A 26,300-nucleotide genomic window follows, 5' to 3' on the forward strand; every position below is an offset into this window, starting at 1 on the left:
CGGGGCAGACACCGGCCAACCAGCCTTCGCACCGCGCGCAGACCCGGCGCCAGCCTCTGGCTAGCGCGGCCGGGCCCTTTGCTCCAGCCATTCCTGAGCCGCCTGCTGCCCACCCCAGCGCGACCAATCCAACGCGCTCTTTCCGTGCGGGTCTTTCTGCGAAAGATCCACTCCCTGCTCATCCAGCCAACGCAGCACGGCCACCCGCCCTTTGGCTGCGGCCAGCATGGCGGGGGTCTCGCCTCGGCTGGCGGGCGCGGGTTCGGTCAGCGATTGCCCTTGCTCTTTGAGCCAATCCAGGCAAGGCACGCAGCCGCTTTGCGCGGCCATGTGCACGGTGCCCCAGTCCCAGCGGTTGCGGGCTTGCAGGCTGGCGCCCGCCTGCGCCAAGCGTTGCGCCACCGCCAGATGGCCGCCATAAAAGGCCCGCAGCAGGGCCGTATCGCCGCGCTCGCTGTCCTTGGCCGTCTGCCGCAGATCGGGCTCGGCCCCGGCTTGCAGCAGCGCCTCCACATGCGCCAACTGCCCCCGGTGGGCGGCCAGCATCAGCACGGAGGAGCCGGTGTCTGCCAGCAGGTTGGGGTTGGCGCCATCGCGCAGGGCCTGCGCCAGTGCGCTGGCATCGCCCGTGTTCTGAGCGTCCATCAGGCGGGCATCTGCAGGCGCCCAAATGCGCGATGAAGCCACTGCCGCAGGGGCTTGCAGTACAGCGCTGCGACCTGCCCCCCACACCGCACGCCCGCCATGGGCCCACCACACGAGCAAGCCAAAGGCCAAGAGCCATGCCCAACCACCCCAGGCTGGGCGTGAATGGGCAGCCACCTGGGGCCGCTGCGCCCCTGGCGTGAAGCGCCCCCGACGATCCAGCCACGCACGTGCCACGGCCTGGCCCACGGCCTGCGCGGCAGCCGTGCCGCTCAGCCCTGGTGTCAGCGTTTGCGAATGCCCTGATGCATCCTTGCCCAGCACCGCGTGGTAGGCCTGGGTCCCCGCCGCGAACTGCAGCTTGTGCACCAGCGACTGGCTGGACTCGCCTGGCAACGTCGCCACGCGAGACCAAACCCAAGAGCCGCGACGCACGACCAGGCCATCGTCCTGCACCCGCAGCGTCCACCGCCGGGTGGCGGCATGCAAGGCCCAGGCAGGTAGCACCAACACAGCCAACCAACCCCAAAAGCCGCTCGGCAGCACCAGGGCGCGGGGCTGGATGCGGTCGTTCACCCACCATTCCAGCGCCAGCAAAGCCAGGGCCACCGCCGCGGACCAGCGCCAAGCGGTCTGCGTGAACGCGAGGGACCAGGCATCTGGCGTCTCGGTCAAACGCACGCCAGGGGGAAGAAAGCCTGGGGAGTCAGCAGACTTCCCCATGCCCGGTAGATCCAACGGCTGAGAGGCGGCATCGCGGCCCAAGACGACCGGCTCGATGGGGACTTCCTGCGTCCACTGCGCCCGCCGGTCAAAGCGGTCCGGCACCGAAGCGGCCTCAGCCCAGGACGGGGTGGCGGCCTGGACCGCCAGGTCATACGCCAGCTCCAGCGCACCATCGGCGCGCACCAGTTCCAGTCGCCAGTCCACCCGCTCGCCACCGCGCCGCGAACCATGGGTGGGGGAGTCATCAGGCAGTTCAAAACGCGCTACCAGTCGCATGCCGCCATCGCCCGTCGGCTGGTGCCGCGCCGTGGCCTTCAGCACTTCCACCTGGCGCTCGGGCGAACCGGAGCTGGATTCGTCCACACGGTATTGCGCCAGCTGCATGCGCAGGTTTTCGGACCCCGCTTGCTGCACAGCCCGCGCAGGCAACACCAGCGTGATTTCGACCGACCGCCCCGCCATGGGCCACGATGGCAGGGCCGTCATACCAACCCCCTGGTAGCGCCAGGCCTTGCGGCTGTTCTGCCAGGCTGCAGCGACCAAGCCCACGCCGATCACCACAAAGACGCCTATGAAGCCCTTGGCCCACCAGGGCCCTTTGCCGTCCGACCAGAACAAGGCGGCCATAGGGAAAGCGATGCCACACCAGAATACCGCGAAGAACCACAACGCCCCCTGCCCCTTGGCCAGGGAATGCGTTGGCTCCAGGTCTGGTACATCGTCCTGGGGGCGCCTCAAGATGCGCAGAAACATCCATGCAGCAGTCACCCCGACGCCGGTGAACACCAGGGTAAACGGCAGCCGGAAAATTTGCAGCCGCCAGCGGATGCTGCGGTCCAGCAGGGCTTGAGCAGGGGCCTGTGGGTTAACCCAGGCTGTGATGGATTCGCCCCGCTCCTGCGCTTGGCGCAGGGCGCGGTGCCATTGCGCCTGCCAGTCGCCCACGTTGTCGGCACTGGGGTGCAGGTCCAGCCCCACACGCTGCGCTTCGTACGTTTGGCCCACCACGGTGTAGCGGTACCGGGCAAGCACCTGATAGGTGGTACCGCCCTCGCTGCCCGCGTGCTGCTTCAGTTGCACATCTAGCACCTGGGCCGGCACGGGCTGCCATGAGCGCACGGTCCAGGCTGCCAGCGCCGTTTCAGCTAAGGGCCGCAAACCTGCCCAATACCCACCAGCACCGAACACCACCGCAAAGATGGCGCAGAAAACCAGCAATACCCCTCGGCCCATGGTGTTGCCCATGGCTCCCTCCTTTTGTTGTTGTTATGGATGTCTTGTTATGGGCTCCAGAATAGTGACGAATGGATGACGTTTGTGTGACACCCAAGGTGGGCCAAAAAAAAGCGGCCCCTGAGGGCCGCTTCTGTTGCGCAAAGAACGCGAGGATCAGGCGGTGACGCCCTTGGCGGTTTCTGCGTACTCTTCGATCTGGTCGAAGTTCAGGTACTTGTAGATCGAAGCGCCGTCCTTGTTCACGATACCCATGGCTTCGTGGTATTCGGCCACCGAGGGGATCTTGCCCAGCTTGGACGCGATGGCGGCCAGCTCGGCGGAGGCCAGGAACACGTTGGTGTTCTTGCCCAGGCGGTTGGGGAAGTTGCGGGTGGAGGTGGACACCACCGTAGCGCCTTCGCGCACCTGCGCCTGGTTGCCCATGCACAGCGAGCAGCCGGGCATTTCGGTACGGGCGCCGGCAGCACCAAAGTTGGCGTAATGACCTTCCTTGATCAGTTCGCTCTCGTCCATCTTGGTGGGCGGAGCCACCCACAGCTTGACGGGGATGTCACGGCTGCCGCCCAGCAGCTTGGCTGCTGCCCGGAAGTGGCCGATGTTGGTCATGCAAGAACCAATGAAGGCTTCATCGATCTTGGTGCCAGCCACTTCCGACAGGGTCTTGGCGTCGTCGGGGTCGTTGGGGCAGCACAGGATGGGTTCCTTGATGTCGGCCAGATCAATCTCGATGACGGCGGCGTATTCCGCATCCTTGTCGGCTTCGAGCAGGTTGGGGTTGGCCAGCCAGGCTTCGACCTTCTCGATGCGGCGTTGCAGCGTGCGGGCGTCGGCATAGCCGTCAGCGATCATGTTCTTCATCAGCACCACGTTGCTGGTCAGGTATTCCTTGACCGGCTCGGGGTTGAGCTTGATGGTGCAACCAGCGGCGGAACGCTCTGCCGAAGCGTCCGACAGCTCAAACGCTTGCTCGACCTTCAGGTTGGGCAGGCCTTCGATTTCGAGGATGCGGCCCGAGAAGATGTTCTTCTTGCCCGCCTTGGCCACCGTGAGCAGACCAGCCTTGATCGCGTACAGCGGAATCGCGTGCACCAGGTCGCGCAGCGTCACGCCCGGTTGCATTTCGCCCTTGAAGCGCACCAGCACCGACTCGGGCATGTCCAGAGGCATCACACCCGTCGCAGCGCCGAAAGCCACCAGGCCAGAGCCTGCCGGGAACGAAATACCGATGGGGAAACGCGTGTGTGAATCGCCACCCGTACCCACGGTGTCAGGCAGCAGCAGGCGGTTGAGCCAGCTGTGGATCACGCCGTCGCCGGGGCGCAGGGCCACGCCGCCGCGGTTGCTGATGAACGCGGGCAGTTCGCGGTGGGTCTTCACGTCCACAGGCTTGGGGTAGGCAGCCGTGTGGCAGAACGACTGCATGACCAGATCGGCCGAGAAGCCCAGGCAGGCCAGATCCTTCAGCTCGTCGCGGGTCATGGGACCCGTGGTGTCTTGCGAGCCCACGGTGGTCATCTTGGGCTCGCAGTAGGTACCGGGGCGCACGCCCTGGCCTTCTGGCAGACCGACAGCACGTCCAACCATCTTCTGGGCGAGGGTGAAGCCGGCCTTCGAAGCGGCAGGTGCCTGGGGCAGGCGGAACAGCGTGGATGCTGCCAGGCCCAGGAACTCGCGGGCCTTGGCCGTCAGCGAACGACCGATGATGAGGTTGATACGGCCACCGGCACGCACTTCGTCAAACAGCACATCGCTCTTGAGCTTGAACTCGGCCACGGTGGCGCCGTTCTTCACAATCTTGCCGTCGTAGGGCAGGATGTCGACCACGTCGCCCATTTCGAGCTTGGATACATCGACTTCGATCGGCAGCGAGCCCGAATCTTCTTGCGTGTTGAAGAAGATGGGAGCGATCTTGCCGCCCAGCGTGACACCACCAAAACGCTTGTTCGGCACAAACGGGATGTCCTGGCCCGTGGCCCAGATCACACTGTTGGTCGCCGACTTGCGGCTTGAACCGGTGCCCACCACGTCGCCCACGTAGGCCACGAGGTTGCCCTTCTTCTTGAGGTCTTCGATGAACTGCATCGGACCACGCTTGCCGTCTTCTTCGGGCTTGAACGCCGCATCAGGGCGGGTGTTCTTCAGCATGGCCAGGTAGTGCAGCGGGATGTCTGGGCGGCTCCAGGCATCCGGTGCGGGCGACAGGTCGTCGGTGTTGGTCTCACCGGGCACTTTGAACACTGTGACGGTAATCTTCTTCTCGACCTCAGGACGGGTGGTGAACCACTCGGCATCGGCCCAGCTCTTGATGACTTCCTGCGCCTTGGCGTTGCCTGCCTTGGCTTTCACAGCGACGTCATTGAAGAAGTCGAACATCAGCAGCGTCTTCTTCAGACCCTCTGCGGCCACACCAGCCACTTCGGCATCGTCCAGCAACTCGATCAGCGGGTGCACGTTGTAGCCACCCACCATGGTGCCCAGTAGTTCCGTGGCCTTGGCCTTGGAGATCAGACCCACGGTGATGTCGCCGTGCGCCACGGCAGCCAGGAAGCTGGCCTTGACCTTGGCAGCGTCGTCCACGCCAGGCGGCACGCGATGGGTGAGCAGGTCCAGCAAAAAGGCCTCTTCACCAGCGGGTGGGTTCTTGATCAATTCGATCAGCTCAGCCACCTGCTTGGCGTCCAGGGGCAGAGGGGGGATACCCAGTGCGGCGCGTTCGGCAGCATGGTCTCTGTAGGCTTTCAACATTGTTTTCTCCAGTTGCGTTCTAAAGTGGGGCGTAGCGTGTAGCGGTCGGCTCGGCACACACCAGTCGTTGATGGGTGCGCGCGGTTTTTACTTGGTGGCGGGCAGCGGGTCCAGCACGCTCACAGGCGGGTTCTTCTTGATGGCTTCTGCCACCACCACCTGCTCAGGGCTCATGCACTCGTCAGCCAGACGCTGACCAGCGCGCTGGTTCATCAGCATGGATTTGTTGGCGATCTGCAGCCACACGGCACCACCCTTGACGTCCTCCAGGCGCACAGTGCCCGTGGTCGTGGCCACCGGCGACATGTAGTACTTGAAACCCTTGCCTTCCACATGGAAGTGGCCTGGGGTGGCGGGATCGGCTGTCACCGTGACAAAAGCACCGAGCTCGCAGGGCATGCGCCCCACGTGCACGCGCTCTGCAATCGCCAGTTCGGCGGGCGACAGGGCTGCTTCAGCGGCGATGATGCCGGCCGCAACCTGGTTGGTGGCGCTCTTGAGCTGGGTACGGCTGCTGGTGGGTTCGGCCTTGGCAGTGGCATGGCTCTTGGCGGGAGCCTTGGCTGCGGTCTTGCCATCTGCTGGCTTGGCGGCCGTCTTGGCGGTTGGCTTGGCAGCGGGTTTGGCTGCAGCTTTGGTGTCGGACTTGGCCGCAGGCTGAGCTGTAGTTTGTGCCAAGGCAAAGGCTGGAGCCAGCAACATGAGAGCGGAGGCAATGACGAATTTCATGGGAAGTCCTGCGTGGAAATGTCCAGGGGTGTTCACGATGGAACGAGAGTCGATGCGTCAAACCAGTGACGCACCGCCAAGGGTAGTGCGCGCCCAGTGCTGTGGGCGCGCTCCAGAATCTGCCAATAAAAGCGGTAGCTGGCACGGTCATGCAATACCCCATCCACACTGATGGGTGCCCAGTCCTCCAAGGCTGCCGCCGAAATGATCCGGGCTGCGGTGTCGATATCGTCCTGCAGGGGCGCAAAGGCCTGCAGGATGGTGCGGATCTGCGCCGGATGGATGCTCCACATCCGTGTGTAGCCCAGCTCGCGCGATGCGCGGCCGGCAGCACCTTGCAGGGCTGCCATGTCCGAAAACTCGGTGACCACGCAATGGGACGGCACCTTGCCGTGCGCGTGGCAGGCCGAGGCAATTTCAAGCTTGGCTCGCACCACCAGCGGGTGCGTGAACTGCCCGGCAGAGGTCATGGCCTGCGCAGGAATGGCACCGCCATGGGCCGACACAAAATCCATGAGCCCGAAACTCAGGCTCTGCACGCGGGGGTGGGCCGCGATGTCAAACGCGCGCTGCACGGCGGCAGGAGACTCGATCAGCACGTGCAAAGGCACATGTGCCGCCGACGCGCGCTCCAGCGCACGTTCAGCCAGCAGAACATCGTCTACCGACTCGACCTTGGGAATCATGATGTGGCACAGCCTGTGCCCAGCCTCGCCTGCAATAGTGGCCATGTCATTGGCAAATGCAGGGTGGTCCACTGCGTGAACGCGGGCCGCAACCCGTGCGCCCGGGGCAGCATTCAGTGCCAGGCTTGCCACCAACGCTGCATGCGCGGACTCCAGCCCGACAGGGGCTCCGTCTTCGCAATCGAGGGTGACATCAAAGACGCAGGTGCCAAACTCCTGCGCCATCTCGGCCTGCAATTGCAGGCTCTTGCGCATGCGCGCTTCGACGCCGCTGTAGTGGTCACAAACCGGCAGAAAACCGGTCTGCGCCTGGGCGCCGAGCAACACATCGCGCGGATGGACGGACGCAGCGCCCTGCCCTGGTGCGGGGGCTTGGGCGACCCGAAGGCCCGATGCCACAGGCGTCGGCTGCATTGCGTCGTTCACCAGCTTGTTTAGAGCAGGTGCTTGACGCCGTCTTGCTCGCCTTGCAGTTCGGCCAGCGTGATGTTGATGCGCTCTTGCGAGAACGCGTCGATGTCCAGACCTTCAACGATCTTGTACTCGCCGTTTTCGCAGGTCACGGGGAAACCGAACATCACGTCCTTGGGAATGCCGTATTCGCCGTTGGATGGAACACCCATGGTGACCCACTTGCCGTTGGTGCCCAGGGCCCAGTCGCGCATGTGGTCGATGGCTGCATTGGCTGCAGACGCTGCCGACGACAGGCCACGGGCTTCAATGATGGCGGCGCCGCGCTTGCCAACGGTGGGCAGGAATGTGTTGGCGTTCCACTCCTGATCGTTGATCATCTTGGCCACGCTCTCGCCCTTGATGGTGGCAAAACGGTAGTCAGCGTACATCGTGGGCGAGTGGTTGCCCCACACGGTCAGCTTTTCGATGTCGGCCACGGCCTTGCCGGTCTTGGCAGCGATCTGGCTGGCAGCGCGGTTGTGGTCCAGGCGCAGCATGGCCGTGAAGTTCTTGCGTGGCAGGTCAGGGGCCGACTTCATGGCGATGTAGGCATTGGTGTTGGCAGGGTTGCCCACCACCAGCACCTTCACGTCGCGCGAAGCCACGGCATTCAGGGCCTTGCCTTGTGCCGTGAAGATGGCGCCGTTGACGGCCAGCAGCTCGGCACGCTCCATGCCAGGGCCACGTGGGCGCGAGCCGACCAGCAGTGCGTAGTCGGCATCCTTGAAGGCTGTCATGGGATCGCTGTGGGCGGTCATTTCGACGAGCAGCGGGAAGGCGCAGTCGTCCAGCTCCATCATCACGCCCTTGAGCGCCTTTTGAGGGCCTTCGACAGGGACTTCGAGCAATTGCAGAATGACCGGCTGGTCCTTGCCCAGCATTTCGCCGGAGGCGATACGGAACAGCAGTGCGTAACCGATTTGACCGGCGGCGCCGGTGACAGCAACGCGAACGGGCTTCTTGCTCATGGTGAAAACTCCAGGAAGTGAGGAAAACAGGTGTGTGTGCAACGCAAGCACCAGCGCCTGTCACCAGTAGCCCGTGCCCCGCAAAACAGCATTGGAGTTTACCCCTGATTGGACACCCCGGTCAATTTGTCTTATGTCTTATATAAGATATGATTGCACCACGTTTGTCGTTCGATTGTCATGTGGCAACCGCACTGCCGCACCACAACACACGCACAACTTACAGATCCCACACCATGTCATCGCTTCCGTTCGCAGCAGACAGCCCCGCGCCCCCGCAGAGCGCAGCGGGAGCCGCCACGCCAGCGTTCAGCCCGCTGTACCAACAGATCAAGGGACTGATCCTGCAAAGCCTGCAGCAGGGCGAATGGAAGCCTGGCGAGGCCATTCCGAGCGAAATGGAGCTGGCTGCACGTTTTCGCGTCAGCCAGGGCACCGTACGCAAGGCGATTGACGAACTGGCCGCAGAGAACCTGGTGATGCGCCGGCAGGGCAAAGGCACTTTTGTCGCCACCCACGCCGAGCAGCATGTGCAGTACCGATTTCTCAAGCTGTTACCCGACACCGGAGACGCCCGCGTGGAAGGCCCTGCGCAGCGCCGCGTGATCGATTGCCGCCGCGTGCGGGCCAACGCCGATGTGGCCCGCGCACTGGCGCTGCGCAGCGGCGATGCCGTCATGCAGGCCCGGCGCATCCTGTCGTTTGCAGGAGTGCCCACCATTTTGGAAGACATCTGGCTGCCCGGACAAGCCTTCAAAGGCCTGACGGCCGAGCAGCTCGCCAACTACCAGGGACCGACCTACGCCATGTTCGAACTCGACTTTGGCGTGCGCATGGTGCGGGCCGAAGAAAAAATCCGCGCCGTGCTGCCCGACGAGGAACAAGCCCAACTGCTGCAAATCACACCCGTGACACCGCTGCTGAGCGTCGAGCGCATTGCCTACACCTACAACGATGTTCCCATGGAGTTACGCCGCGGGCTGTATCGCACCGATACCCACCACTACCGTAATGAATTGAGCTGACAGCAGGCTGGCACCCGAGCATTAACGTCGAAAATTTCAAGCCCGGCTAAACCCTTGTGTTGCGTTGCAATAGAATTTTGCGTTCTTTGCATCTTCAAATTACAAAGCAGTTACATCCACGAAAGCACCAGAAATGACAGAACTAGCCAAAAAACGGCCTGAATTCCGCAACATCAATGCCTTCAAGGACTTGACGACCTACCGCATGACGCCTGCCGCGTGGGTTTCGATCTTGCACCGCGCCAGCGGACTGATCATGTTCCTGCTGCTGCCTTTCATCATCTGGATGTTCGACACCTCGGTGTCTTCCGAAATCTCGTTCGCCAAATTCTCGGCGGCCTTCAATATCGGCATCGGTTTTGTGCCTGGCTGGTTCATCAAGCTGGTCGCTCTGGCCCTGATCTGGGCCTACCTGCACCACTTCACTGCCGGCCTGCGCCACCTGTGGATGGACGTGAGCCACAGCGCCGTGAACAAGCAATTTGGCAAGAGCTCTGCCCTGACCGTTCTGGTCATCAGCATTGGGCTGGCCCTAGTGCTGGGCGCCAAGCTTTTCGGCCAGTACTGATCAACCCACAAAAACGGCGGTCGCTGCCAGCCAGCGCCTGTTGAAGAACGAGAGGAAATTTCCATGTCCGTCAATTACGGTTCCAAGCGCGTCGTCGTCGGCGCCCACTATGGCCTGCGCGACTGGCTCAGCCAGCGTGTCACGGCAGTCCTGATGGCACTGTTCACCCTGGCCCTGCTGGCCCAGGTCATCTTCTCCAAAGGCCCCATCGGCTACGACAAATGGGCGGGCATTTTCTCGGCCCAATGGATGAAGGTGCTGACCTTCTCCGTGATCGTCGCGATTGCCTGGCATGCGTGGGTCGGCCTGCGCGAAGTCCTGATGGACTACATCAAGCCCGTGGGCCTGCGTCTGGCACTGCAAGTGTTCAGCATTGTCTGGCTGGTCAGCTGCGCCGGCTGGGGCATCCAGGTTCTGTGGCGTCTCTGATTCCCGCGATTGAAGGTACACAATGAGCTACACACAAGCCAACATCACCAAGCGCAAGTTCGACGTCATCATCATCGGAGCCGGCGGCTCCGGCATGCGGGCATCCCTGCAACTGGCCCGCGCGGGCCTGAACGTTGCGGTTCTCTCCAAGGTATTCCCCACCCGTTCGCACACCGTCGCTGCCCAAGGCGGCATCGGCGCTTCGCTGGGCAACATGTCCGAGGACAACTGGCATTACCACTTCTACGACACCATCAAGGGCTCCGACTGGCTCGGCGACCAGGATGCGATCGAGTTCATGTGCCGCGAAGCCCCCAAGGTCGTGTACGACCTGGAACACATGGGCATGCCCTTTGACCGCAACACCGACGGCACGATCTACCAGCGCCCCTTCGGCGGCCACACCGCCAACTACGGTGAAAAGCCCGTGCAACGCGCTTGCGCTGCAGCCGACCGCACCGGCCACGCCATGCTGCACACGCTGTACCAGCAAAACGTCAAGGCCCGCACCAACTTCTTCGTGGAGTGGATGGCCCTGGACCTGATCCGCGACGCCGACGGTGACGTGGTGGGCGTGACGGCGCTCGAAATGGAAACCGGCGACCTGCACATCCTCGAAGCCAAGACCACGCTGCTGGCCACTGGCGGCGCAGGCCGCATTTTTGCTGCCTCGACCAACGCCTTCATCAACACCGGTGACGGCCTGGGCATGGCCGCACGCGCAGGCATTCCGCTGGAAGACATGGAGTTCTGGCAGTTCCACCCCACCGGCGTGGCCGGCGCGGGCGTGCTGCTGACCGAAGGCTGCCGCGGTGAAGGCGCAATTTTGCTCAACAGCAATGGCGAGCGGTTCATGGAGCGCTATGCGCCCACCTTGAAGGACCTGGCACCGCGCGACTTCGTGTCCCGCTCGATGGACCAGGAAATCAAGGAAGGCCGTGGCTGTGGTCCCAACAAGGACTACGTGCTGCTCAAGCTGGACCACCTGGGCGCAGAAACCATCCACAAGCGCCTGCCCTCGGTGTACGAAATCGGCGTCAACTTCGCCAACGTGGACATCACCAAGGAACCGATCCCTGTGGTGCCCACCATCCACTACCAGATGGGCGGCATCCCCACCAACATCAATGGTCAGGTGGTGGTGCAGCAAGGCGGCAATGACAACCTCGTGGTCAACGGCCTATACGCGGTGGGCGAATGCTCTTGCGTATCGGTGCACGGCGCCAACCGCCTGGGCACCAACTCGCTGCTGGACCTGCTGGTGTTCGGCCGCGCAGCCGGCAACCACATTGTCGAGTTCAACGACAAGAACAAGAACCACAAGCCCCTACCCAAGGATGCGGCCGACCGCACCCTGGAGCGCCTCAACCGCCTGCAAGGCGCCAGCAGCGGCGAATATGCCCAGGACGTGGCCAACGACATCCGCGCCAGCATGCAACTGCACGCCGGTGTGTTCCGCACGCAAGCGAGCATGGACGAAGGCGTCAAGAAGATCGCCGAGCTGCGCAACCGTGTGAACAGCGTGGGCCTGAAGGACCACTCCAAGGTGTTCAACACCGCGCGCATCGAAGCGCTGGAAGTCGAGAACCTGATTGAAGCTGCGCAAGCCACGATGGTGTCTGCTGCTGCCCGCAAGGAATGCCGTGGTGCCCACACCGTGAGCGACTACGAGCGCCCCGCCGACGACCCAGTGGCACCACTGGGCCGCGATGATGCCAACTGGATGAAGCACACCCTGTGGCACAGCGAGAGCAACAGCCTGACCTACAAGCCCGTCAAACTCAAACCCCTGACCGTGGACTCAGTTCCGCCCAAGGTTCGCACGTTCTAAACGGATACAGGAGCACCCACCATGGCAAAACGCACCTTCCAAATCTACCGCTACGATCCTGACAAGGACGCCAAGCCCTACATGCAGACCGTCGAAGTCGAACTCGACGGCAGCGAACGCATGCTGCTGGACGCCCTGATGAAGCTCAAGGCGCAAGACCCCACCCTGTCGTTCCGTCGCTCCTGCCGCGAAGGTGTTTGTGGCTCGGACGCCATGAACATCAACGGCAAGAACGGCCTGGCCTGCCTGACCAACATGAACACGCTGCCCGGCACCGTGGTCCTGAAGCCCCTGCCCGGCCTGCCAGTCATCCGCGACCTGATCGTGGACATGACGCAGTTCTTCAAGCAGTACAACTCCATCAAGCCGTACCTCGTCAACGACAACGTGCCGCCCGAAACCGAGCGCCTGCAGTCGCCTGAAGAGCGTGAAGAGCTGAACGGCCTGTACGAGTGCATTCTGTGCGCCAGCTGCTCGACCAGCTGCCCCAGCTTCTGGTGGAACCCCGACAAGTTCGTGGGCCCCGCCGGTCTGCTGCAGGCTTACCGCTTCATCGCCGACAGCCGCGACGAAGCCACCACGGAGCGCCTGGACAACCTGGAAGACCCGTACCGCCTGTTCCGCTGCCACACCATCATGAACTGCGTGGACGTGTGCCCCAAGGGTCTGAACCCCACCCGGGCCATCGGCAAGATCAAGGAATTGATGGTGCGCCGCGCCATCTGAGCGCGGCCCGTTCATCGTCCTACACACCGGTCCATGCAAACGCTATCCACCCCATCCATCGCGCCAGAGGCGGCTTCGCCGCTGCTGGACGAACGCGAGCTGAGCAAGCTGCACTGGCGCTGCCGGCGCGGCCTGCTGGAGAACGACTTGTTCATCGAGAAGTTCTTCCACCGCTTCGAATCGACGCTGACGCGGCGCCATGCCCAGGGCCTCAACGCGTTGATGGATCTGGCGGACAACGACCTGCTGGACCTGCTGCTGCGGCGGCGAGAGCCCTCGGGCGAACAAGACACACAAGAAGCGCGTGAAGTGCTCGGCATGCTGAGACAAAGCGGTGGCGCCACGGCAGTGCATGCCTGACACCCAGCCCTCGCACCAAGACCGGATTCGTATCGGCAACCTACCCAAGGAAAGTAACAATGAAGCTAGCTGACAACAAAGCCACCCTGTCGTTCAGTAACGGCAGCCCCAGCGTGGACCTGCCGGTCTATCAGGGCAGCATCGGCCCGGACGTCATCGACATCCGCAAGCTGTATGCGCAGACGGGCATGTTCACCTATGACCCGGGCTTCCTGTCCACAGCAGCCACCCAGTCGGCCATCACCTACATCGATGGCGACAAGGGCGAGTTGCTGTACCGCGGCTACCCCATTGAGCAGTTGGCCGAAAACTGCGACTTCCTGGAAACCTGCCACCTGCTGCTGTACGGCGATCTGCCCAACGCTGCACAAAAGACCGACTTTACCAGCCGCGTGACCAACCACACCATGGTCAACGAGCAGATGCAGTTCTTCCTGCGTGGCTTCCGCCGCGACGCGCACCCCATGGCTGTGCTGACCGGTCTGGTGGGTGCCCTGTCGGCCTTCTACCACGACAGCACGGACATCAACAACCCGCAGCACCGCGAGATCGCCGCGATCCGCCTGATCGCCAAGATGCCCACGCTGGTCGCCATGGCCTACAAGTACGGCATGGGCCAGCCCTACATGTACCCGCAGAACCACCTGAGCTACGCAGGCAACTTCCTGCGCATGATGTTCGGTACGCCCTGCGAAGAGTACAAGGTCAACCCCGTGCTGGAACGCGCGCTGGACCGCATCTTCATCCTGCACGCTGACCACGAGCAGAACGCCTCGACCTCCACCGTGCGCCTGTGCGGCTCGTCGGGCACCAACCCGTTCGCCGCCATCGCCGCTGGCGTGGCCTGCCTCTGGGGCCCTGCCCACGGCGGCGCCAACGAAGCTGCACTGAACATGCTGTACGACATCCAGGCCCAAGGCGGCGTGGAAAAGATCGGCGACTTCATCAAGCAGGTCAAGGACAAGAACTCCGGCGTCAAGCTGATGGGCTTTGGCCACCGCGTGTACAAGAACTACGACCCCCGCGCCAAGCTCATGCAAGAGACTTGCAATGAAGTGCTGGCCGAGCTGGGCCTGGAAAACGACCCGCTGTTCAAGCTGGCCAAGGAACTGGAAAAGATCGCCCTGGAAGACGACTACTTCGTGCAGCGCAAGCTCTACCCGAACGTGGACTTCTACTCCGGCATCGTGCAGCGCGCCATCGGCATCCCCGTGAACCTGTTCACCGGCATCTTCAGCCTGGCCCGCACCGTGGGCTGGATTGCCCAGCTGAACGAAATGATCGGCGACCCCGAGTACAAGATCGGCCGCCCCCGCCAGCTGTTCACCGGCTCCGTGCGCCGCGACGTGCCTCCCCTGGCCAGCCGCTGATCGGTGCGGCGCCCTGCGCCGCTCCCGCACCCCACAAAGCCCGCAGGCAGTGCCTGCGGGCTTTTTTCATGGTTCATCGAGAGGGATTCACTGCCAATTCCTGAATACTCCCCCTGAGTAACAGACTTTTTAATGCCTGTAGCGCAATCAGCATATGTGCTTGTCTTTTATACTGCCACCCAGTACACCATAGTGAACGACCAGCCAGCCGCCTGCCCATGCCCCACACTGCGGAAGACAAACAACGCGCCATCACCCGGCTGCGCCGCATCAAGGGCCAGGCCGAGGCGCTGGAGCGCGCGGTGGAAGCGGGCAGTGACTGCGCCCCCATCCTGCAGCAGCTGGCGGCCATGCGTGGCGCCGTGCACGGACTGATGGCCGACCTGCTCGACAGCCACGTGCGCGAGACGCTGGCGGAAAAACCGGCCCCGTCCCAGCAAGCCATTGACGAAACGCTGGCGCTGCTTCGCTCCTACCTCAAATAGACCGCCAACCCGCATTCCCTACCCGATTGACCGAAAGGACCACCCCATGAAATCCCGTGCCGCCGTCGCCTTCAAAGCTGGAGAACCCCTGCAGATCGTCGAGATCGACGTCGCCCCGCCCAAAAAGGGCGAAGTGCTCATCAAGATCACCGACACCGGCGTGTGCCACACCGACGCGTTCACCCTGAGCGGCGACGACCCCGAAGGCCTGTTCCCCGTGGTGCTGGGCCACGAAGGCGCGGGCATCGTGGTGGAAGTGGGCGAAGGCGTGACCAGCGTGAAGCCGGGCGACCATGTGATCCCGCTGTACACCGCCGAATGCGGCGAGTGCCTGTTCTGCAAGAGCGGCAAGACCAACCTGTGCGTGAGCGTGCGCGCCACGCAGGGCAAGGGCGTGATGCCCGATGGCACCACGCGCTTCAGCTACAACGGCCAGCCCATCTACCACTACATGGGCTGCAGTACGTTCAGCGAATACACCGTAGTGGCCGAGGTCTCGCTCGCCAAGGTCAATCCCAACGCCAACCCCGAGCAGGTCTGCCTGCTGGGCTGCGGCGTGACCACGGGCCTGGGCGCCGTCAAGAACACCGCCAAGGTGCAAGAGGGCGACATGGTGGCCGTGTTTGGCCTGGGCGGCATTGGCCTGGCCGTGATCCAGGGCGCCAAGCTGGCCAAGGCCGGGCGCATCATCGCCATCGATACCAACCCCTCCAAGTTCGACCTGGCACGCACCTTTGGCGCGACCGACTGCGTGAACCCCAAGGACTTCGACAAGCCCATCCAGCAGGTCATCGTGGAGATGACGACCTGGGGCGTGGACCACAGCTTTGAGTGCATCGGCAACGTGAACGTGATGCGCGCTGCGCTGGAATGCGCGCACCGGGGCTGGGGCCAGTCGGTCATCATCGGCGTGGCAGGCGCGGGGCAAGAGATCAGCACCCGCCCCTTCCAGCTCGTCACCGGCCGCAAGTGGATGGGGACGGCGTTTGGCGGCGTCAAGGGCCGCAGCGAACTGCCCGGCATGGTCGAAGACGCGATGGCCGGCAAGATCCAGCTCGCGCCCTTTGTGACCCACACCATGGGCCTGAAGGACATCAACGAAGCCTTTGACTTGATGCACGAAGGCAAGTCGATCCGCTCGGTCGTCAAATACGCCGCGTAACTCGGCTACTCGCCAGCGCCCACAGCCCCAGAGACAACCGGGCACTCTGGGTGCTGGCCCTGGCGGGCCATGAAAAACGGCCTGGAGCCGGTTTTTAGGGTCCCTACCAGTGAAAACTGCCTCAAGCGCTACGAGATATTACCTGAGCAGCTATCAATTCAAGAGCAAACACCATGACCACTCCCCTGGACCTGCTCAGCCAGCACGCCTGTTTTGGCGGCGAGCAGCGCTTTTACCAGCACACCTCCACCACCATCGGCCTGCCGATGAAGTTCTCGGTGTACCTGCCGCCCCAGGCACAACAGGGCCCTGTGCCCGCCGTGTTGTACCTGGCCGGGTTGACCTGCACCGAGGAGACCTTTGCCATCAAGGCTGGCGCCCAGCGCCTGGCCGCCGAACTGGGCCTGGCCCTGATCGCGCCCGACACCAGCCCGCGCGGCGAGGCCGTGTTGGCCCTGCCCGGCGCCACGGCCAGCTGGGACTTTGGCGTGGGCGCGGGCTTCTACCTCGACGCCACGCAGAGCCCCTGGAACACCCACTGGCGCATGGAGAGCTACCTGCTGCAAGAGCTGCTGCCCCTGGTGGGCCAGCACCTGCCCATCGACGGGCAGCGCCTGGGCATCTTCGGCCACAGCATGGGCGGGCACGGCGCGCTCACACTCGCCCTGCGCCACCCCGGCCGCTTCAAGACGGTGTCGGCCTTTGCGCCCATCTGCGCGCCCACCCAGTGCCCCTGGGGCGAAAAGGCCTTCACCGGTTACCTGGGCCCCGACCGCACCACCTGGCTGGAGCACGATGCCACGGTGCTGATGCAACACCAGCCCATCGCGCCCTACCCGGCGGGCATCCTCATCGACCAGGGGCTGGACGACAAATTCCTGGCCGACCAGTTGCACCCCCACCTGTTCGAGGCCGCGTGCCAGGCCATCGGCCAGCCGCTCACGCTGCGCCGGCACACGGGTTACGACCACGGCTACTACTTTGTGCAGAGCTTTGTGGGCGACCATTTGGCCCACCATGCGCGGGGTCTTGGCGCCGGACATTAATGCGCACTTAAGCAACTGGCAGCACACTAACGGGCTATGCTTTTGTCCCTGCGGCGCCTGCTGCCCTTTGCCTCGGCTTCACGCTCGGAGCCCCCCACCGCCTCCCCTGCACCCCGCCCCATGCATCCTGCATGGGTGGTGGTGCTGGTCAGCACCTGGCTGGCTACGGCCTGCAACGTGCCGCTGTGGCAAGAGGTGGCCCAACTGCCCGGCCAGGGCAGCCTGCGCGGCTGGGGCTTTGCGCTGGCGTTTGCGCTCATCGTCGCGGCGGGCAACGCGGCGCTGCTGAGCCTGCTGGCCTGGCGCTGGACGCTCAAGCCCGCCGTGCTGGTGCTGGTGCTGATGGCCGCGTTTGGTGCGTACTTCATGCTGGCCTATGGCATCGCCATCGACGCCAGCATGCTGGTCAACGTGATGCAGACCGACGTGAAGGAAGCTGGCGACCTGCTCAACCTGCGCATGCTGGGCACCGTGCTCATCCTGGCCGTGCCGCCGCTGTTGTGGCTGTACCGCCGCCCCGTGCAGCGCCTGACCGCGCTGCGCCATGTGGCGCACAACGGCCTGCTGCTAGCAGGCTCCATCGCCGTCATCGTGGTGTGCCTGCTGCTGGTGTTCCAGGACTTTGCATCGACCATGCGCAACCACACCAAGCTGCGCTACCTGATCAACCCGCTCAACAGCGTGTACGCGCTGGGCAACATTGCCACCAAGCCCCTGCGCATGGACACCAGCAAGATCCTGCCCCTGGGCCGTGACGCCCAGCTGGGCGCCAGCTACGCCAGCCAGGCCAAGCCCCCACTGCTGGTGCTGGTGCTGGGCGAGACGGGCCGCAGCGGCAACTTTGGCCTGAACGGCTATGAGCGCGACACCACCCCACGCCTGTCAGCCCGCAAAGACCTGGTGAGTGCCCGCAACGCCTGGTCCTGCGGCACCAGCACTGCTGCGTCGGTGCCCTGCATGTATTCGCACCTGGGCCGCACAGGCTACGAAGGCCGCTCGGCCAACTACGAAAGCCTGATCGACGTGCTGCACCACGCCGGCCTGGCCGTGCTGTGGGTGGACAACCAGTCGGGCTGCAAGGGCGTGTGCGACCGGGTGGGCGAGACCATCACCAGCACCCAGAAAGACCCAGCGCTGTGCGCTGGCGGCGAGTGCCTGGACCGCGTGATGCTCAAGGACCTGGACGCCCAGATCGCCGCCCTGCCTGCCGAGCAGCGCCAGCGTGGCACCGTGGTGGTGATGCACCAGATGGGCAGCCACGGCCCCGCGTACTACAAGCGTTCCGCGCCCGAGAACAAGAAGTTTGGCCCCGAATGCACCTCCACCGCGCTGCAGGAATGCCAGCGCGAGCAGGTGGTCAACGCCTACGACAACAGCATCGTCGAGACCGACCATTTCCTCGATTCAGTGCTCCAGTGGCTGGGAGCGCAGGAACAACATGCCCAGACAGCTATGATTTACGTAGCAGACCATGGCGAGTCGCTGGGCGAGAACAACATTTACCTGCACGGTCTGCCCTACTCCATTGCCCCCGACGTGCAAAAACACGTGCCCTGGATCACCTGGCTGTCACCCACCATGCAGGCGCGCACCCACCTCGCCACGGGCTGCCTGCAGCAAGACCTGGGCGAGCGACGCATCACGCACGACCACTACTTCCACTCGGTACTGGGCCTGATGGATGTGAAGACCGAGGCGTACAACACCGAGCTGGACATGTTTGCCGCGTGCCGCAAGCCCGCCGCGGCGGGCTGAGGCGGACCGAGGCGGGGCCAGGCGGACGGCCCCGGCAGCCCTGTGCCACAAAGGTGTGGCGCAGGGCGCAGCCAGCTCAGCTCCCTTGGGGCAACAACAGAATCTTGCCGATGCTGGCGCCAGACTCCATGCGCCGATGGGCCTGTGCAGCATCGGCCAGTGCAAACGTGCTGTCGATCACCGGCCGGATCACTCCAGCGGCCAAGGCTGGCAGCCACTGCTGGGCAAACCGCTGCACCATGGCCTGCTTGACCTCGGGCGGGCGGGACTTCATCACGGTGCCAAAAATCTGCAGGTGTCGGTACAGCAGCACATCCATGGGCAGCTCCGCACCCTGCGCACCGCCCAGCAGCCCCACCGACACCAGGCGTCCGCCGTCGGCCAGAGACCGCACGTTGCGCTGCAGGTACGGAGCCCCGATGAAGTCGATCACCACATCCACGCCCCGGCCCTGCGTGGCCTGGTCCACCACCGCCTGAAAGTCTTCGCTGCGGTAGTCGATGAACACATCGGCCCCGCAACCCAGCACGGCGCCGCGCTTGTCGCCCCCCGCCGTGGCAAACACGCGCGCACCCGCCGCATGGGCCAGCTGCACGGCGGCTGACCCCACGCCGCCCGCCGCCGCATGGACCAGCACGGACTCGCCCGCGTGCAAGCGCGCCAGGTGGAACAACGCCTCGTGCGCGGTCACGAACACCTCGGCCACGGCGCCAGCGGCTACCAAGTCCATGCCCGCAGGCACCGGCATGGCCATGCGGTGGTCGATGCGCGACAGCTCGGCGTAGGCCCCGCCGCCCACGATGCCCATCACGCGGTCGCCCACGGCAAAGCCTTGCACCTCGGGCCCCATGGCGACCACCGTGCCCGCAATCTCCAGCCCCATGGTGTCGGCATCGCCAAAGTAGGCGCGGCCATAGGCCCCTTTGCGGTGCAGCAGGTCGGCCCGGTTGACGCCTATGGCGGCGTTGCGCACCAGCAGGTCGTGCGGGCGCACCTCGGGGACAGGGATCTCGCGCGCCACCAGCACTTCCGGGCCGCCGAAGTCATCGAACACGACGGCTCGCATGGTGCGTTGGGGGTTTGCAGGTTGTTCGGCCGCTGGTGTGGACATGGGTGTTGCTCCTCAAGCAATGGTTTCAGTGCCTTGAAGGATAGGGCGCCACGCAGTGATTTAAACGCAGCAATTTTGCTCTACAGCGATGCAAATTTGCATCACACTCACCCCTCATCCGCAACCTCCATACGGCCATGAACTGGGACGACACCCGCATCTTTCTTGCCCTGACCCGCGCGCCCTCCTTGCGCGCCGCCGCGCGCAGCCTGGGCGTGGACCAGGCCACCGTCGGGCGGAGGCTGAACGCGCTGGAGGCCGAACTGGGCGCCAAGCTGTTTCTGCGCGCCAAGGACGGCTACCTGCTCACCGCTGCAGGCGAGACAGCGCTTGCCGCCGCCCGCCGCATGGAAAGCGCGGCCCTGGACCTGCGCACCCGCATCGAGGGCCAGGACACCAGCCCCGGCGGCCTGGTGCGCGTGACCAGCACTGACTCGATCGCCATCGACCTGCTCATGCCCGCCATTGAGCGCCTGCAACAGCACTGGCCCCACATTCGCGTGGACCTGGAGGTGTCCACCCAGTTGCTCAGCCTCAGCCGCCGCCAGGTGGACATCGCTTTCCGCAACGTCCGGCCCGAGACGCCCGACTTGGTGGTGCGCCGCGTGGTGTCGTGGCCTGTGGGCCTGTTCGCCAGTGCGGGCTACGTTGAGCGTTTTGGCATGCCGGTGCCAGAGGACGAACTGCGCGGCCACCACCTGGTGGCCTACGCGCCTTACCTGGAGCAAAGCCCGTTCCTGACCATGGCGGGCGTGCCTGCGCGCCAGGCCCGGATTGCGCTGGCCGTGCGCTCCAGCCTGTTGGTGCGCAAGGGCGTGGCGGCGGGCATTGGCCTGGGTGAAATGCCGGTGTGGATGGGGGCGCGCGAAGGCCTGGTGCGCATCTGGCCCGAGCGCCGCCGGGCGACCGACTACGAGGTCTGGCAAGTCATGCACCCCGACCTGCAACGCACGGCCCGGGTGCGCGCCACCGCAGAGTTTCTGTCCGAGGCATTCCAAGTCCAGTAGACGCCCCAAGCCGATGGAGCCCGCCCCGCCGGGCCGGGCCGCCACTGCAGCACAGGATGCACCATACTCTGACGCAGACCCATACCCCTTGCGCCCCAACATGCCACACACCATTCACCACCAGGAACAGGACGCCAAAGGTGCGTTCTACATCGAGCGCAACGGCCAGCGCCTGGCCGAGATGACCTACAGCCGCACCAACGCCACGATGATCATCGTGGACCACACCGAGGTGGACCCATCGCTCGGCGGCCAGGGTGTGGGGCGCGCGCTGCTCGACGCACTGGTTCAATGGGCCAGGGCCACAGGCACCAAGGTGGTCCCGCTGTGCCCGTTCGCCAAGGCGCAGTTCGACAAGGACGTGTCTTTGCGGGACGTGCTGGTGTAAACAGGCCCGCTGACAGTGGTGCCCGCCCGAGGCGGTCCATTGCTGGTCACTGCGGGTCATGGCAAAGAACGCCCTTGCCCGTGGATGGGCGGCGCAACCCGCGCGCATCGATGGTGGAGTGACTCTAGTCCTGTGGGCCCACAGCCGCTGAAGACGCCAGGGGCCTTCAGGTAGAAAATTCCGCCATGGATCAAAGCGTCATTTACGTCCTGGGCGCAGCGGTGCTCTTTGGCGCCAGCACCCCATTTGCCAAGCTGCTGACGGGCGACCTGCCACCGGTGCTGCTGGCAGGCCTTCTGTATCTGGGCAGCGGCCTGGGACTGGCCCTGGTGCGTGTGGTCCGCGATGGCGGGCTCAAGCCCTCTGGCATTCCCTTGAATGAATGGCCCTGGCTCCTGGGCGCCGTGCTGTTTGGAGGCGTGGTGGGGCCGGTGGCGCTGATGCTTGGACTGCGCTCCACCAGCGGCGCCACGGCTTCGCTGTTGTTGAATCTGGAAGCGGTGCTGACCGCAGTCATTGCCTGGTGGGTGTTCAAAGAAAACGCCGACCGGCGCATCGTGGGGGGCATGCTTGCCATCGTGGCGGGAGGCATTGCCCTGGGCTGGCAGACCGGCTCTCCGTGGCAACCCGGCGGCACGGGCTCCTGGCTGGTGGGCCTGGCCTGCTTGTGCTGGGCCATCGACAACAACCTCACACGCAAGGTTTCTGCCTCCGACGCGCTCTTCGTTGCCAGCATCAAGGGCCTGATCGCGGGGTCGGTCAACACCACGCTGGCCATCAGCATGGGCGCCGCCTGGCCTTCGTGGGCCACACTGTCTGCAACGATGGCTGTCGGCCTTTTGGGATACGGACTGAGCCTTGTGCTGTTTGTGCTGGCATTGCGCGGGCTCGGCACAGCCCGCACGGGAGCGTACTTCTCCACCGCGCCCTTCATGGGGGTGGTTGTGTCCTTGTTGGTGTTCTCGGAGCCAACCTCGTGGGTGTTTTGGATGGCCGCTGCGCTGATGGGCCTGGGGGTGTGGTTGCACCTCACGGAACACCACAGCCATGAGCACCAACACGAAGCGCTGGAACACGAGCACGAACACGAACATGACGAGCACCACCAGCACGCGCATGGCGTAGAGCATTGCGGCAGCGGCAAACACAGCCACCGACACACGCACCTGCCACTGAAGCACACGCATCCGCACTACCCGGACATCCACCATCGGCATGTCCATTGAGACCGAACACCTGCTTGTGGCGGGGCCGTCCCTTTGCAGGCAGCACGGCATTCAGCGTTAAGCGCCCCCCAGTCATCACCAAGGGACGCGCCGTTGGCGAGCCCGCAGGGTGCGCAATTAGCGCAGTGCCATCCAGCCCTCCACCTCTCCCACCAAATGCGCCCGGAACACCTCGGCAATCGGTGACAGCTGCTTGCCCTTGGGCCAGACCAGGTGCCACTGCGACTGGATGGGAAAGCCTTGCACGTTGAGCACGGCAAGCCCCTCGTGGTGCGGACCCAGGGAGTGGTGGGAGACGATGGAGACGCCCAGCTGGCCCTCCACCGACTCCTTGATGGCTTCATTGCTGCCCAACTCCAGCAATGCGCTGGGCGCAAAACCCAGTTGGCGCAGGTGGGCGTCAGTGGCCATGCGGGTGCCGGAGCCTTTTTCGCGCAGGATGAAACGCTCCGTCTGCAATTGCGCAAGCTTGATGCGCTTTTTGGCGGCCAGGGGGTGGCCTGCGGGGGCGATGACAACCAGCGGGTTCGGCATGAGGATCTGGTCCTCCAGCGGCAAATCCGCGGGCGGCATGGACATTACGTAGAGGTCGTCCAGATTGCTGCGCAGGCGGGTGATGACGTGGTCGCGGTTGAGTACCTCCAGCGAGATATCGATCTGCGGGTGCAGCTTGCAGAAGCTGCCCAGCAGGCGGGGCACAAAGTATTTGGCGGTGCTGACCACGGCGACCTTGAGGCGCCCGCTGGTGAGGCCCTTGGCGCCCGACACGCGCTGCTCGAACGCATCCCACTCGCCCGCGATGGCACGCGCAGTGCGGGCCAAGGCCTGTCCCGCTTCGGTCAGGTGTACACGGCGTGAGACCACCTCGTACAGCGGCAGGCCCACGGCCTGGGTCACCTCACGCAACTGCATGGAGGCCGTGGGCTGCGTGACATGCATGACCTTGGCGGCGGCGCTGACGCTGCCCGTCTCGGCCAGCGCCAGGAACAGTCGCAGCTGGCGAAAGGTGATGTTCATAGATTTTTATCTATAGATAACCGCGTTCGAATCGATTTTACTTTGCAGCCACACATCCCTAGTATCGACCCCCAACAAGGAGTTGAATGATGCAAAGCTTGCTGGACCCCGCGATTTTGTTTTTTGCCCTGGGAGTGTTTGCGGGCCTGGTCCGATCCAATCTGGAGATGCCGGCGGCGATCTCGAAGTTCTTGTCCATCTACCTGCTGATGGCGCTGGGCCTCAAGGGCGGGTTTGCCTTGGCGGCTTCAGGCCTGACACCCAGTGTGGCCAGCAGTCTGGGGCTGGCGGTGCTCCTGGCCGTGGTGGTGCCGCTGGTGGGCTATGCGCTGCTGCGGCGGGTGCTGTCGGGCTTCAACGCGGCGGCGGTCGCAGCCACCTACGGATCGGTCAGCGCCGTGACCTTTGTGACGGCCACGCAGTACCTGGAGTCACAGCACATTGCCTACGGCGGCTACATGGCGGCAGCCATGGCGCTGATGGAGTCGCCCGCCATCATCCTGGCGGTGATGCTGGCCAATGCGATGCGGCAGCGGCAGTCTGTGGCTCAGTCGTTGGCAGTCACCCCCTCAAGCCCCCTCCTGCGCGTGTCACCGGTGGTCGCCATGGCGTCGGCAGGGGGCCCCGCACTGGGTGGCGCAAGCGCAGGCGGCGCGCCAGGCAAACCAGGGCCTCACCTGTCGGTGGGCAAGATCCTGCACGAGTCGTTCACCGACGGCACCCAGTTGCTGCTGCTGGGCGCCATGGTGATCGGCATGGTGACTGGCGATGCCGGCAAGGCGGCCATGCAGCCGTTCTCAGGCGATCTGTTCAAGGGCATGCTGTGCCTGTTCTTGCTGGACATGGGCCTGTCCACGGCTCGCAACTTGCCTGCGGTGCGCAAGCAGTCGCCATGGCTGCTGGCCTACGCGGTGCTGGGGCCGCTGACGCACGCCAGCCTGGCCCTGGCGCTGGCCTGGCTGCTGCAGGTGCCCACGGGGGATGCCGTGCTGCTCATGGTGCTGGCCGCCAGCGCGTCCTACATCGCGGTGCCTGCCGTGGTGCGCTATGCCATCCCCGAAGCCGACCCGTCGCTGTACGTGAGCCTCTCGCTGGGGGTGACGTTTCCTCTGAACATCCTGGTGGGTATTCCGCTGTACACCCAGATAGTGCAGCGGGTGTGGGGGGGCTGACGAGGCAACGCATTGCGGCCTGCGGCGCGCAGTGCAAAGTGCACGGAGGCGGGCACGGGATCTAGAAGAGGCTCCCCTGCCCTTTCAGCAGTCCCGGCCTGAACTGCCCCAGGTCCAGCCCCTCGCGCTCCCGGTTGAGCCCCAGGCGGCGGCAGGTGTTGGCAAACCGCTGGCGCAGCAGGTCGGCCCAGAGCCCGCTGCCTTTCATGCGGGTGGCAAAGTCGCTGTCATAGGTCTTGCCGGCTGCGCGCTGGGCCCCGGTCAGGGGGTGCAGGTCTTGCACCCGGGCCATGACGCGCGCTGCACGCTGCGGGTAGTGCACGGCGAGCCACTCTCGAAACAATGCATCCAGCTCCCACGGTAGCCGCAGCACGGTGTAGAACGCGGTGCGCGCACCGGCGTCGCGTGCTGCCTCCAGTACCTGCTCCATGTCTTCGGTGATGAACGGGATCTGGGGCGCCACGCTCACGCCCACCGGCACACCCGCCTCGGCCAGCGCACGGATGGTGCGCAGGCGCCGGTGGGGCGCGGCGGCGCGGGGTTCCATGCGGCGAGCCAGCGCAGCGTCGAGTGTGGTGATGGTGATGTACACCGCCGCCAAGCGCTGCGCTGCCAGCGGGGCGAGCAGGTCCAGGTCGCGCTCCACGCCGCTGGATTTGGTGATCAGCGAAAACGGGTGGCGCGCCTCGCGCATCACTTCGATCACGCTGCGCGTGAGCTTCAGGTCACGCTCCACGGGCTGGTAGCAGTCGGTGGCGGAGCCGATGTTGAGCAAACGCGGCACGTAACGCGGCTGTGCAAGCTCTTGACGCAACACCTGCGCCACGTTGTGCTTGGCCACGATCTGCGTCTCAAAGTCGAGTCCGGGCGAAAAATTGAGGTAGCTGTGTGTGGGACGGGCGTAGCAGTAGATGCAGCCGTGCTCGCAGCCCCGGTAGGGGTTGACCGAGAGTTCAAAAAAGATGTCTGGCGAGTCGTTGGCGCAGATGGCGCTGCGTGCCGTCTCGAAATGCACGCGGGTGGCGGGTGAGGGGCTGGCGCAGGCTCCCTCGTCGCCCCCGCCCCATGCATCACCCTCTTCAGCACCCCCGCCGTTCGGCTTGCCATCCTGAGCCGTACCTGTGCCACCCTGCTCCACGCCCTCGGCCCTGCCAAGGGCGCGCGGATGGCTCCACCCATCATCTGCACGTTCGCGCTGGTCTTTGGCAAAGCGGTGGGCTATGGCCGTGGCGGCACCGCGCCCGCGGATGGCCTGCAGCGGAATGCGGATGTCCTGCGGCCGTGCAGGCAGGTCGTCGTCGGGAGGGTCAAGTGAACTCATGGCGATCGAGTGGTGGAGCAGCATGCACGATAAAACTGTTTATTTATACAGTATTTATCCACCACCCACAAACCCGCCCTCTGGCAAAGCCCCAATTCGGTGCAAAGCCTTGC

23 protein-coding genes are annotated in these 26,300 nt (G+C 64.4%); 15 read left to right on the top strand and 8 right to left on the bottom strand.

Features of this window, described 5'->3' with window-relative positions:
* Window positions 1–60 precede the first annotated feature (60 nt).
* The 5 genes from ATF69_RS15255 to ATF69_RS15275 form a co-directional block, all read right to left on the bottom strand.
* Window positions 61–2,616 carry an ankyrin repeat domain-containing protein gene (locus tag ATF69_RS15255; RefSeq protein ID WP_146871492.1) on the bottom strand — a complete coding sequence of 852 codons (2,556 nt, stop codon included), beginning with the start codon at window positions 2,614–2,616 and terminating at the stop codon, window positions 61–63.
* 144 nt (window positions 2,617–2,760) lie between these two features.
* Window positions 2,761–5,352 (bottom strand): bifunctional aconitate hydratase 2/2-methylisocitrate dehydratase, encoded by a 2,592-nt coding sequence (gene acnB, locus ATF69_RS15260; protein WP_146871493.1) that lies wholly within the window; start codon window positions 5,350–5,352, stop codon window positions 2,761–2,763.
* A gap of 87 nt (window positions 5,353–5,439) precedes the next feature.
* A complete protein-coding gene (locus ATF69_RS15265; RefSeq protein WP_146871494.1) occupies window positions 5,440–6,081 on the bottom strand; it encodes a hypothetical protein in 642 nt (213 codons plus the stop codon).
* Between the two features lie 32 nt (window positions 6,082–6,113).
* Window positions 6,114–7,181, bottom strand: coding sequence for an HpcH/HpaI aldolase/citrate lyase family protein (locus ATF69_RS15270; RefSeq protein WP_244303735.1), 1,068 nt, complete (start codon window positions 7,179–7,181; stop codon window positions 6,114–6,116).
* Between the two features lie 20 nt (window positions 7,182–7,201).
* Window positions 7,202–8,188 carry a malate dehydrogenase gene (locus ATF69_RS15275; protein WP_015015052.1) on the bottom strand — a complete coding sequence of 329 codons (987 nt, stop codon included), beginning with the start codon at window positions 8,186–8,188 and terminating at the stop codon, window positions 7,202–7,204.
* A gap of 236 nt (window positions 8,189–8,424) precedes the next feature.
* Between ATF69_RS15275 and ATF69_RS15280 the strand changes: the two genes are divergently transcribed.
* From ATF69_RS15280 to ATF69_RS15330, 11 genes are all read left to right on the top strand, one after another.
* A complete protein-coding gene (locus ATF69_RS15280) occupies window positions 8,425–9,213 on the top strand; it encodes a GntR family transcriptional regulator (RefSeq protein WP_056064891.1) in 789 nt (262 codons plus the stop codon).
* A gap of 133 nt (window positions 9,214–9,346) precedes the next feature.
* The gene (sdhC, locus tag ATF69_RS15285; protein WP_146871495.1) at window positions 9,347–9,781 is read left to right on the top strand and encodes a succinate dehydrogenase, cytochrome b556 subunit; all 435 of its coding nucleotides are present in this window, start codon (window positions 9,347–9,349) and stop codon (window positions 9,779–9,781) included.
* 63 nt (window positions 9,782–9,844) lie between these two features.
* On the top strand, window positions 9,845–10,210 hold the full coding sequence (sdhD, locus tag ATF69_RS15290; protein WP_015015055.1) for a succinate dehydrogenase, hydrophobic membrane anchor protein: 366 nt from the start codon (window positions 9,845–9,847) through the stop codon (window positions 10,208–10,210).
* A 22-nt stretch (window positions 10,211–10,232) separates the two neighbouring features.
* On the top strand, window positions 10,233–12,041 hold the full coding sequence (gene sdhA, locus ATF69_RS15295) for a succinate dehydrogenase flavoprotein subunit (protein ID WP_008906046.1): 1,809 nt from the start codon (window positions 10,233–10,235) through the stop codon (window positions 12,039–12,041).
* A 21-nt stretch (window positions 12,042–12,062) separates the two neighbouring features.
* Entirely contained in the window at window positions 12,063–12,767 is a 705-nt protein-coding gene (locus ATF69_RS15300; protein ID WP_015015057.1) for a succinate dehydrogenase iron-sulfur subunit, read from the top strand.
* A 33-nt stretch (window positions 12,768–12,800) separates the two neighbouring features.
* Entirely contained in the window at window positions 12,801–13,127 is a 327-nt protein-coding gene (locus ATF69_RS15305) for an FAD assembly factor SdhE (RefSeq protein WP_056064900.1), read from the top strand.
* 59 nt (window positions 13,128–13,186) lie between these two features.
* On the top strand, window positions 13,187–14,497 hold the full coding sequence (locus ATF69_RS15310; RefSeq protein ID WP_056064903.1) for a citrate synthase: 1,311 nt from the start codon (window positions 13,187–13,189) through the stop codon (window positions 14,495–14,497).
* A 218-nt stretch (window positions 14,498–14,715) separates the two neighbouring features.
* Window positions 14,716–14,982 (top strand): metal/formaldehyde-sensitive transcriptional repressor, encoded by a 267-nt coding sequence (locus ATF69_RS15315; protein ID WP_056064906.1) that lies wholly within the window; start codon window positions 14,716–14,718, stop codon window positions 14,980–14,982.
* Between the two features lie 46 nt (window positions 14,983–15,028).
* Window positions 15,029–16,144 carry an S-(hydroxymethyl)glutathione dehydrogenase/class III alcohol dehydrogenase gene (locus tag ATF69_RS15320; RefSeq protein WP_146871496.1) on the top strand — a complete coding sequence of 372 codons (1,116 nt, stop codon included), beginning with the start codon at window positions 15,029–15,031 and terminating at the stop codon, window positions 16,142–16,144.
* A gap of 173 nt (window positions 16,145–16,317) precedes the next feature.
* Window positions 16,318–17,190 (top strand): S-formylglutathione hydrolase, encoded by an 873-nt coding sequence (gene fghA, locus ATF69_RS15325; protein ID WP_056747013.1) that lies wholly within the window; start codon window positions 16,318–16,320, stop codon window positions 17,188–17,190.
* Window positions 17,191–17,226: 36 nt separating this feature from the next.
* Window positions 17,227–18,945, top strand: coding sequence for a phosphoethanolamine transferase (locus ATF69_RS15330; RefSeq protein ID WP_146871497.1), 1,719 nt, complete (start codon window positions 17,227–17,229; stop codon window positions 18,943–18,945).
* 76 nt (window positions 18,946–19,021) lie between these two features.
* Here the strand turns inward: ATF69_RS15330 and ATF69_RS15335 are convergent, their stop codons facing one another.
* Window positions 19,022–20,056, bottom strand: a complete 1,035-nt coding sequence (locus ATF69_RS15335; RefSeq protein WP_244303736.1) for an NAD(P)H-quinone oxidoreductase — start codon at window positions 20,054–20,056, stop codon at window positions 19,022–19,024.
* 137 nt (window positions 20,057–20,193) lie between these two features.
* Here ATF69_RS15335 and ATF69_RS15340 point away from each other — a divergent pair, with 137 nt between their 5' ends.
* From ATF69_RS15340 to ATF69_RS15350, 3 genes are all read left to right on the top strand, one after another.
* On the top strand, window positions 20,194–21,063 hold the full coding sequence (locus ATF69_RS15340; RefSeq protein WP_056064917.1) for a LysR family transcriptional regulator: 870 nt from the start codon (window positions 20,194–20,196) through the stop codon (window positions 21,061–21,063).
* A gap of 100 nt (window positions 21,064–21,163) precedes the next feature.
* On the top strand, window positions 21,164–21,451 hold the full coding sequence (locus ATF69_RS15345) for a GNAT family N-acetyltransferase (RefSeq protein WP_056747009.1): 288 nt from the start codon (window positions 21,164–21,166) through the stop codon (window positions 21,449–21,451).
* 185 nt (window positions 21,452–21,636) lie between these two features.
* Window positions 21,637–22,677 (top strand): DMT family transporter, encoded by a 1,041-nt coding sequence (locus ATF69_RS15350; protein WP_146871498.1) that lies wholly within the window; start codon window positions 21,637–21,639, stop codon window positions 22,675–22,677.
* Between the two features lie 117 nt (window positions 22,678–22,794).
* Here the strand turns inward: ATF69_RS15350 and ATF69_RS15355 are convergent, their stop codons facing one another.
* Entirely contained in the window at window positions 22,795–23,694 is a 900-nt protein-coding gene (locus tag ATF69_RS15355) for a LysR family transcriptional regulator (RefSeq protein ID WP_146871499.1), read from the bottom strand.
* Window positions 23,695–23,783: 89 nt separating this feature from the next.
* Here ATF69_RS15355 and ATF69_RS15360 point away from each other — a divergent pair, with 89 nt between their 5' ends.
* Window positions 23,784–24,866 carry a sodium-dependent bicarbonate transport family permease gene (locus ATF69_RS15360; protein WP_146871500.1) on the top strand — a complete coding sequence of 361 codons (1,083 nt, stop codon included), beginning with the start codon at window positions 23,784–23,786 and terminating at the stop codon, window positions 24,864–24,866.
* Between the two features lie 61 nt (window positions 24,867–24,927).
* On the opposite strand, the gene ATF69_RS15365 is transcribed toward ATF69_RS15360, so the two are convergent.
* Entirely contained in the window at window positions 24,928–26,187 is a 1,260-nt protein-coding gene (locus ATF69_RS15365) for a PA0069 family radical SAM protein (RefSeq protein WP_099732180.1), read from the bottom strand.
* Between the last annotated feature and the right edge of the window lie 113 nt (window positions 26,188–26,300).

The organism is Acidovorax delafieldii, from assembly GCF_007993815.1.
GTDB lineage: Bacteria > Pseudomonadota > Gammaproteobacteria > Burkholderiales > Burkholderiaceae_C > Acidovorax > Acidovorax delafieldii.

What these genes read in the sequence shown, in the direction of transcription:
- ATF69_RS15255 (WP_146871492.1), bottom strand. Translation starts at nt 2,616, where the DNA reads ATGGGCAACACCATGGGCCGAGGGGTATTGCTGGTTTTCTGCGCCATC.
- acnB (WP_146871493.1), bottom strand. Translation starts at nt 5,352, where the DNA reads ATGTTGAAAGCCTACAGAGACCATGCTGCCGAACGCGCCGCACTGGGT.
- ATF69_RS15265 (WP_146871494.1), bottom strand. Translation starts at nt 6,081, where the DNA reads ATGAAATTCGTCATTGCCTCCGCTCTCATGTTGCTGGCTCCAGCCTTT.
- ATF69_RS15270 (WP_244303735.1), bottom strand. Translation starts at nt 7,181, where the DNA reads ATGCAGCCGACGCCTGTGGCATCGGGCCTTCGGGTCGCCCAAGCCCCC.
- ATF69_RS15275 (WP_015015052.1), bottom strand. Translation starts at nt 8,188, where the DNA reads ATGAGCAAGAAGCCCGTTCGCGTTGCTGTCACCGGCGCCGCCGGTCAA.
- ATF69_RS15280 (WP_056064891.1), top strand. Translation starts at nt 8,425, where the DNA reads ATGTCATCGCTTCCGTTCGCAGCAGACAGCCCCGCGCCCCCGCAGAGC.
- sdhC (WP_146871495.1), top strand. Translation starts at nt 9,347, where the DNA reads ATGACAGAACTAGCCAAAAAACGGCCTGAATTCCGCAACATCAATGCC.
- sdhD (WP_015015055.1), top strand. Translation starts at nt 9,845, where the DNA reads ATGTCCGTCAATTACGGTTCCAAGCGCGTCGTCGTCGGCGCCCACTAT.
- sdhA (WP_008906046.1), top strand. Translation starts at nt 10,233, where the DNA reads ATGAGCTACACACAAGCCAACATCACCAAGCGCAAGTTCGACGTCATC.
- ATF69_RS15300 (WP_015015057.1), top strand. Translation starts at nt 12,063, where the DNA reads ATGGCAAAACGCACCTTCCAAATCTACCGCTACGATCCTGACAAGGAC.
- ATF69_RS15305 (WP_056064900.1), top strand. Translation starts at nt 12,801, where the DNA reads ATGCAAACGCTATCCACCCCATCCATCGCGCCAGAGGCGGCTTCGCCG.
- ATF69_RS15310 (WP_056064903.1), top strand. Translation starts at nt 13,187, where the DNA reads ATGAAGCTAGCTGACAACAAAGCCACCCTGTCGTTCAGTAACGGCAGC.
- ATF69_RS15315 (WP_056064906.1), top strand. Translation starts at nt 14,716, where the DNA reads ATGCCCCACACTGCGGAAGACAAACAACGCGCCATCACCCGGCTGCGC.
- ATF69_RS15320 (WP_146871496.1), top strand. Translation starts at nt 15,029, where the DNA reads ATGAAATCCCGTGCCGCCGTCGCCTTCAAAGCTGGAGAACCCCTGCAG.
- fghA (WP_056747013.1), top strand. Translation starts at nt 16,318, where the DNA reads ATGACCACTCCCCTGGACCTGCTCAGCCAGCACGCCTGTTTTGGCGGC.
- ATF69_RS15330 (WP_146871497.1), top strand. Translation starts at nt 17,227, where the DNA reads ATGCTTTTGTCCCTGCGGCGCCTGCTGCCCTTTGCCTCGGCTTCACGC.
- ATF69_RS15335 (WP_244303736.1), bottom strand. Translation starts at nt 20,056, where the DNA reads ATGTCCACACCAGCGGCCGAACAACCTGCAAACCCCCAACGCACCATG.
- ATF69_RS15340 (WP_056064917.1), top strand. Translation starts at nt 20,194, where the DNA reads ATGAACTGGGACGACACCCGCATCTTTCTTGCCCTGACCCGCGCGCCC.
- ATF69_RS15345 (WP_056747009.1), top strand. Translation starts at nt 21,164, where the DNA reads ATGCCACACACCATTCACCACCAGGAACAGGACGCCAAAGGTGCGTTC.
- ATF69_RS15350 (WP_146871498.1), top strand. Translation starts at nt 21,637, where the DNA reads ATGGATCAAAGCGTCATTTACGTCCTGGGCGCAGCGGTGCTCTTTGGC.
- ATF69_RS15355 (WP_146871499.1), bottom strand. Translation starts at nt 23,694, where the DNA reads ATGAACATCACCTTTCGCCAGCTGCGACTGTTCCTGGCGCTGGCCGAG.
- ATF69_RS15360 (WP_146871500.1), top strand. Translation starts at nt 23,784, where the DNA reads ATGCAAAGCTTGCTGGACCCCGCGATTTTGTTTTTTGCCCTGGGAGTG.
- ATF69_RS15365 (WP_099732180.1), bottom strand. Translation starts at nt 26,187, where the DNA reads ATGAGTTCACTTGACCCTCCCGACGACGACCTGCCTGCACGGCCGCAG.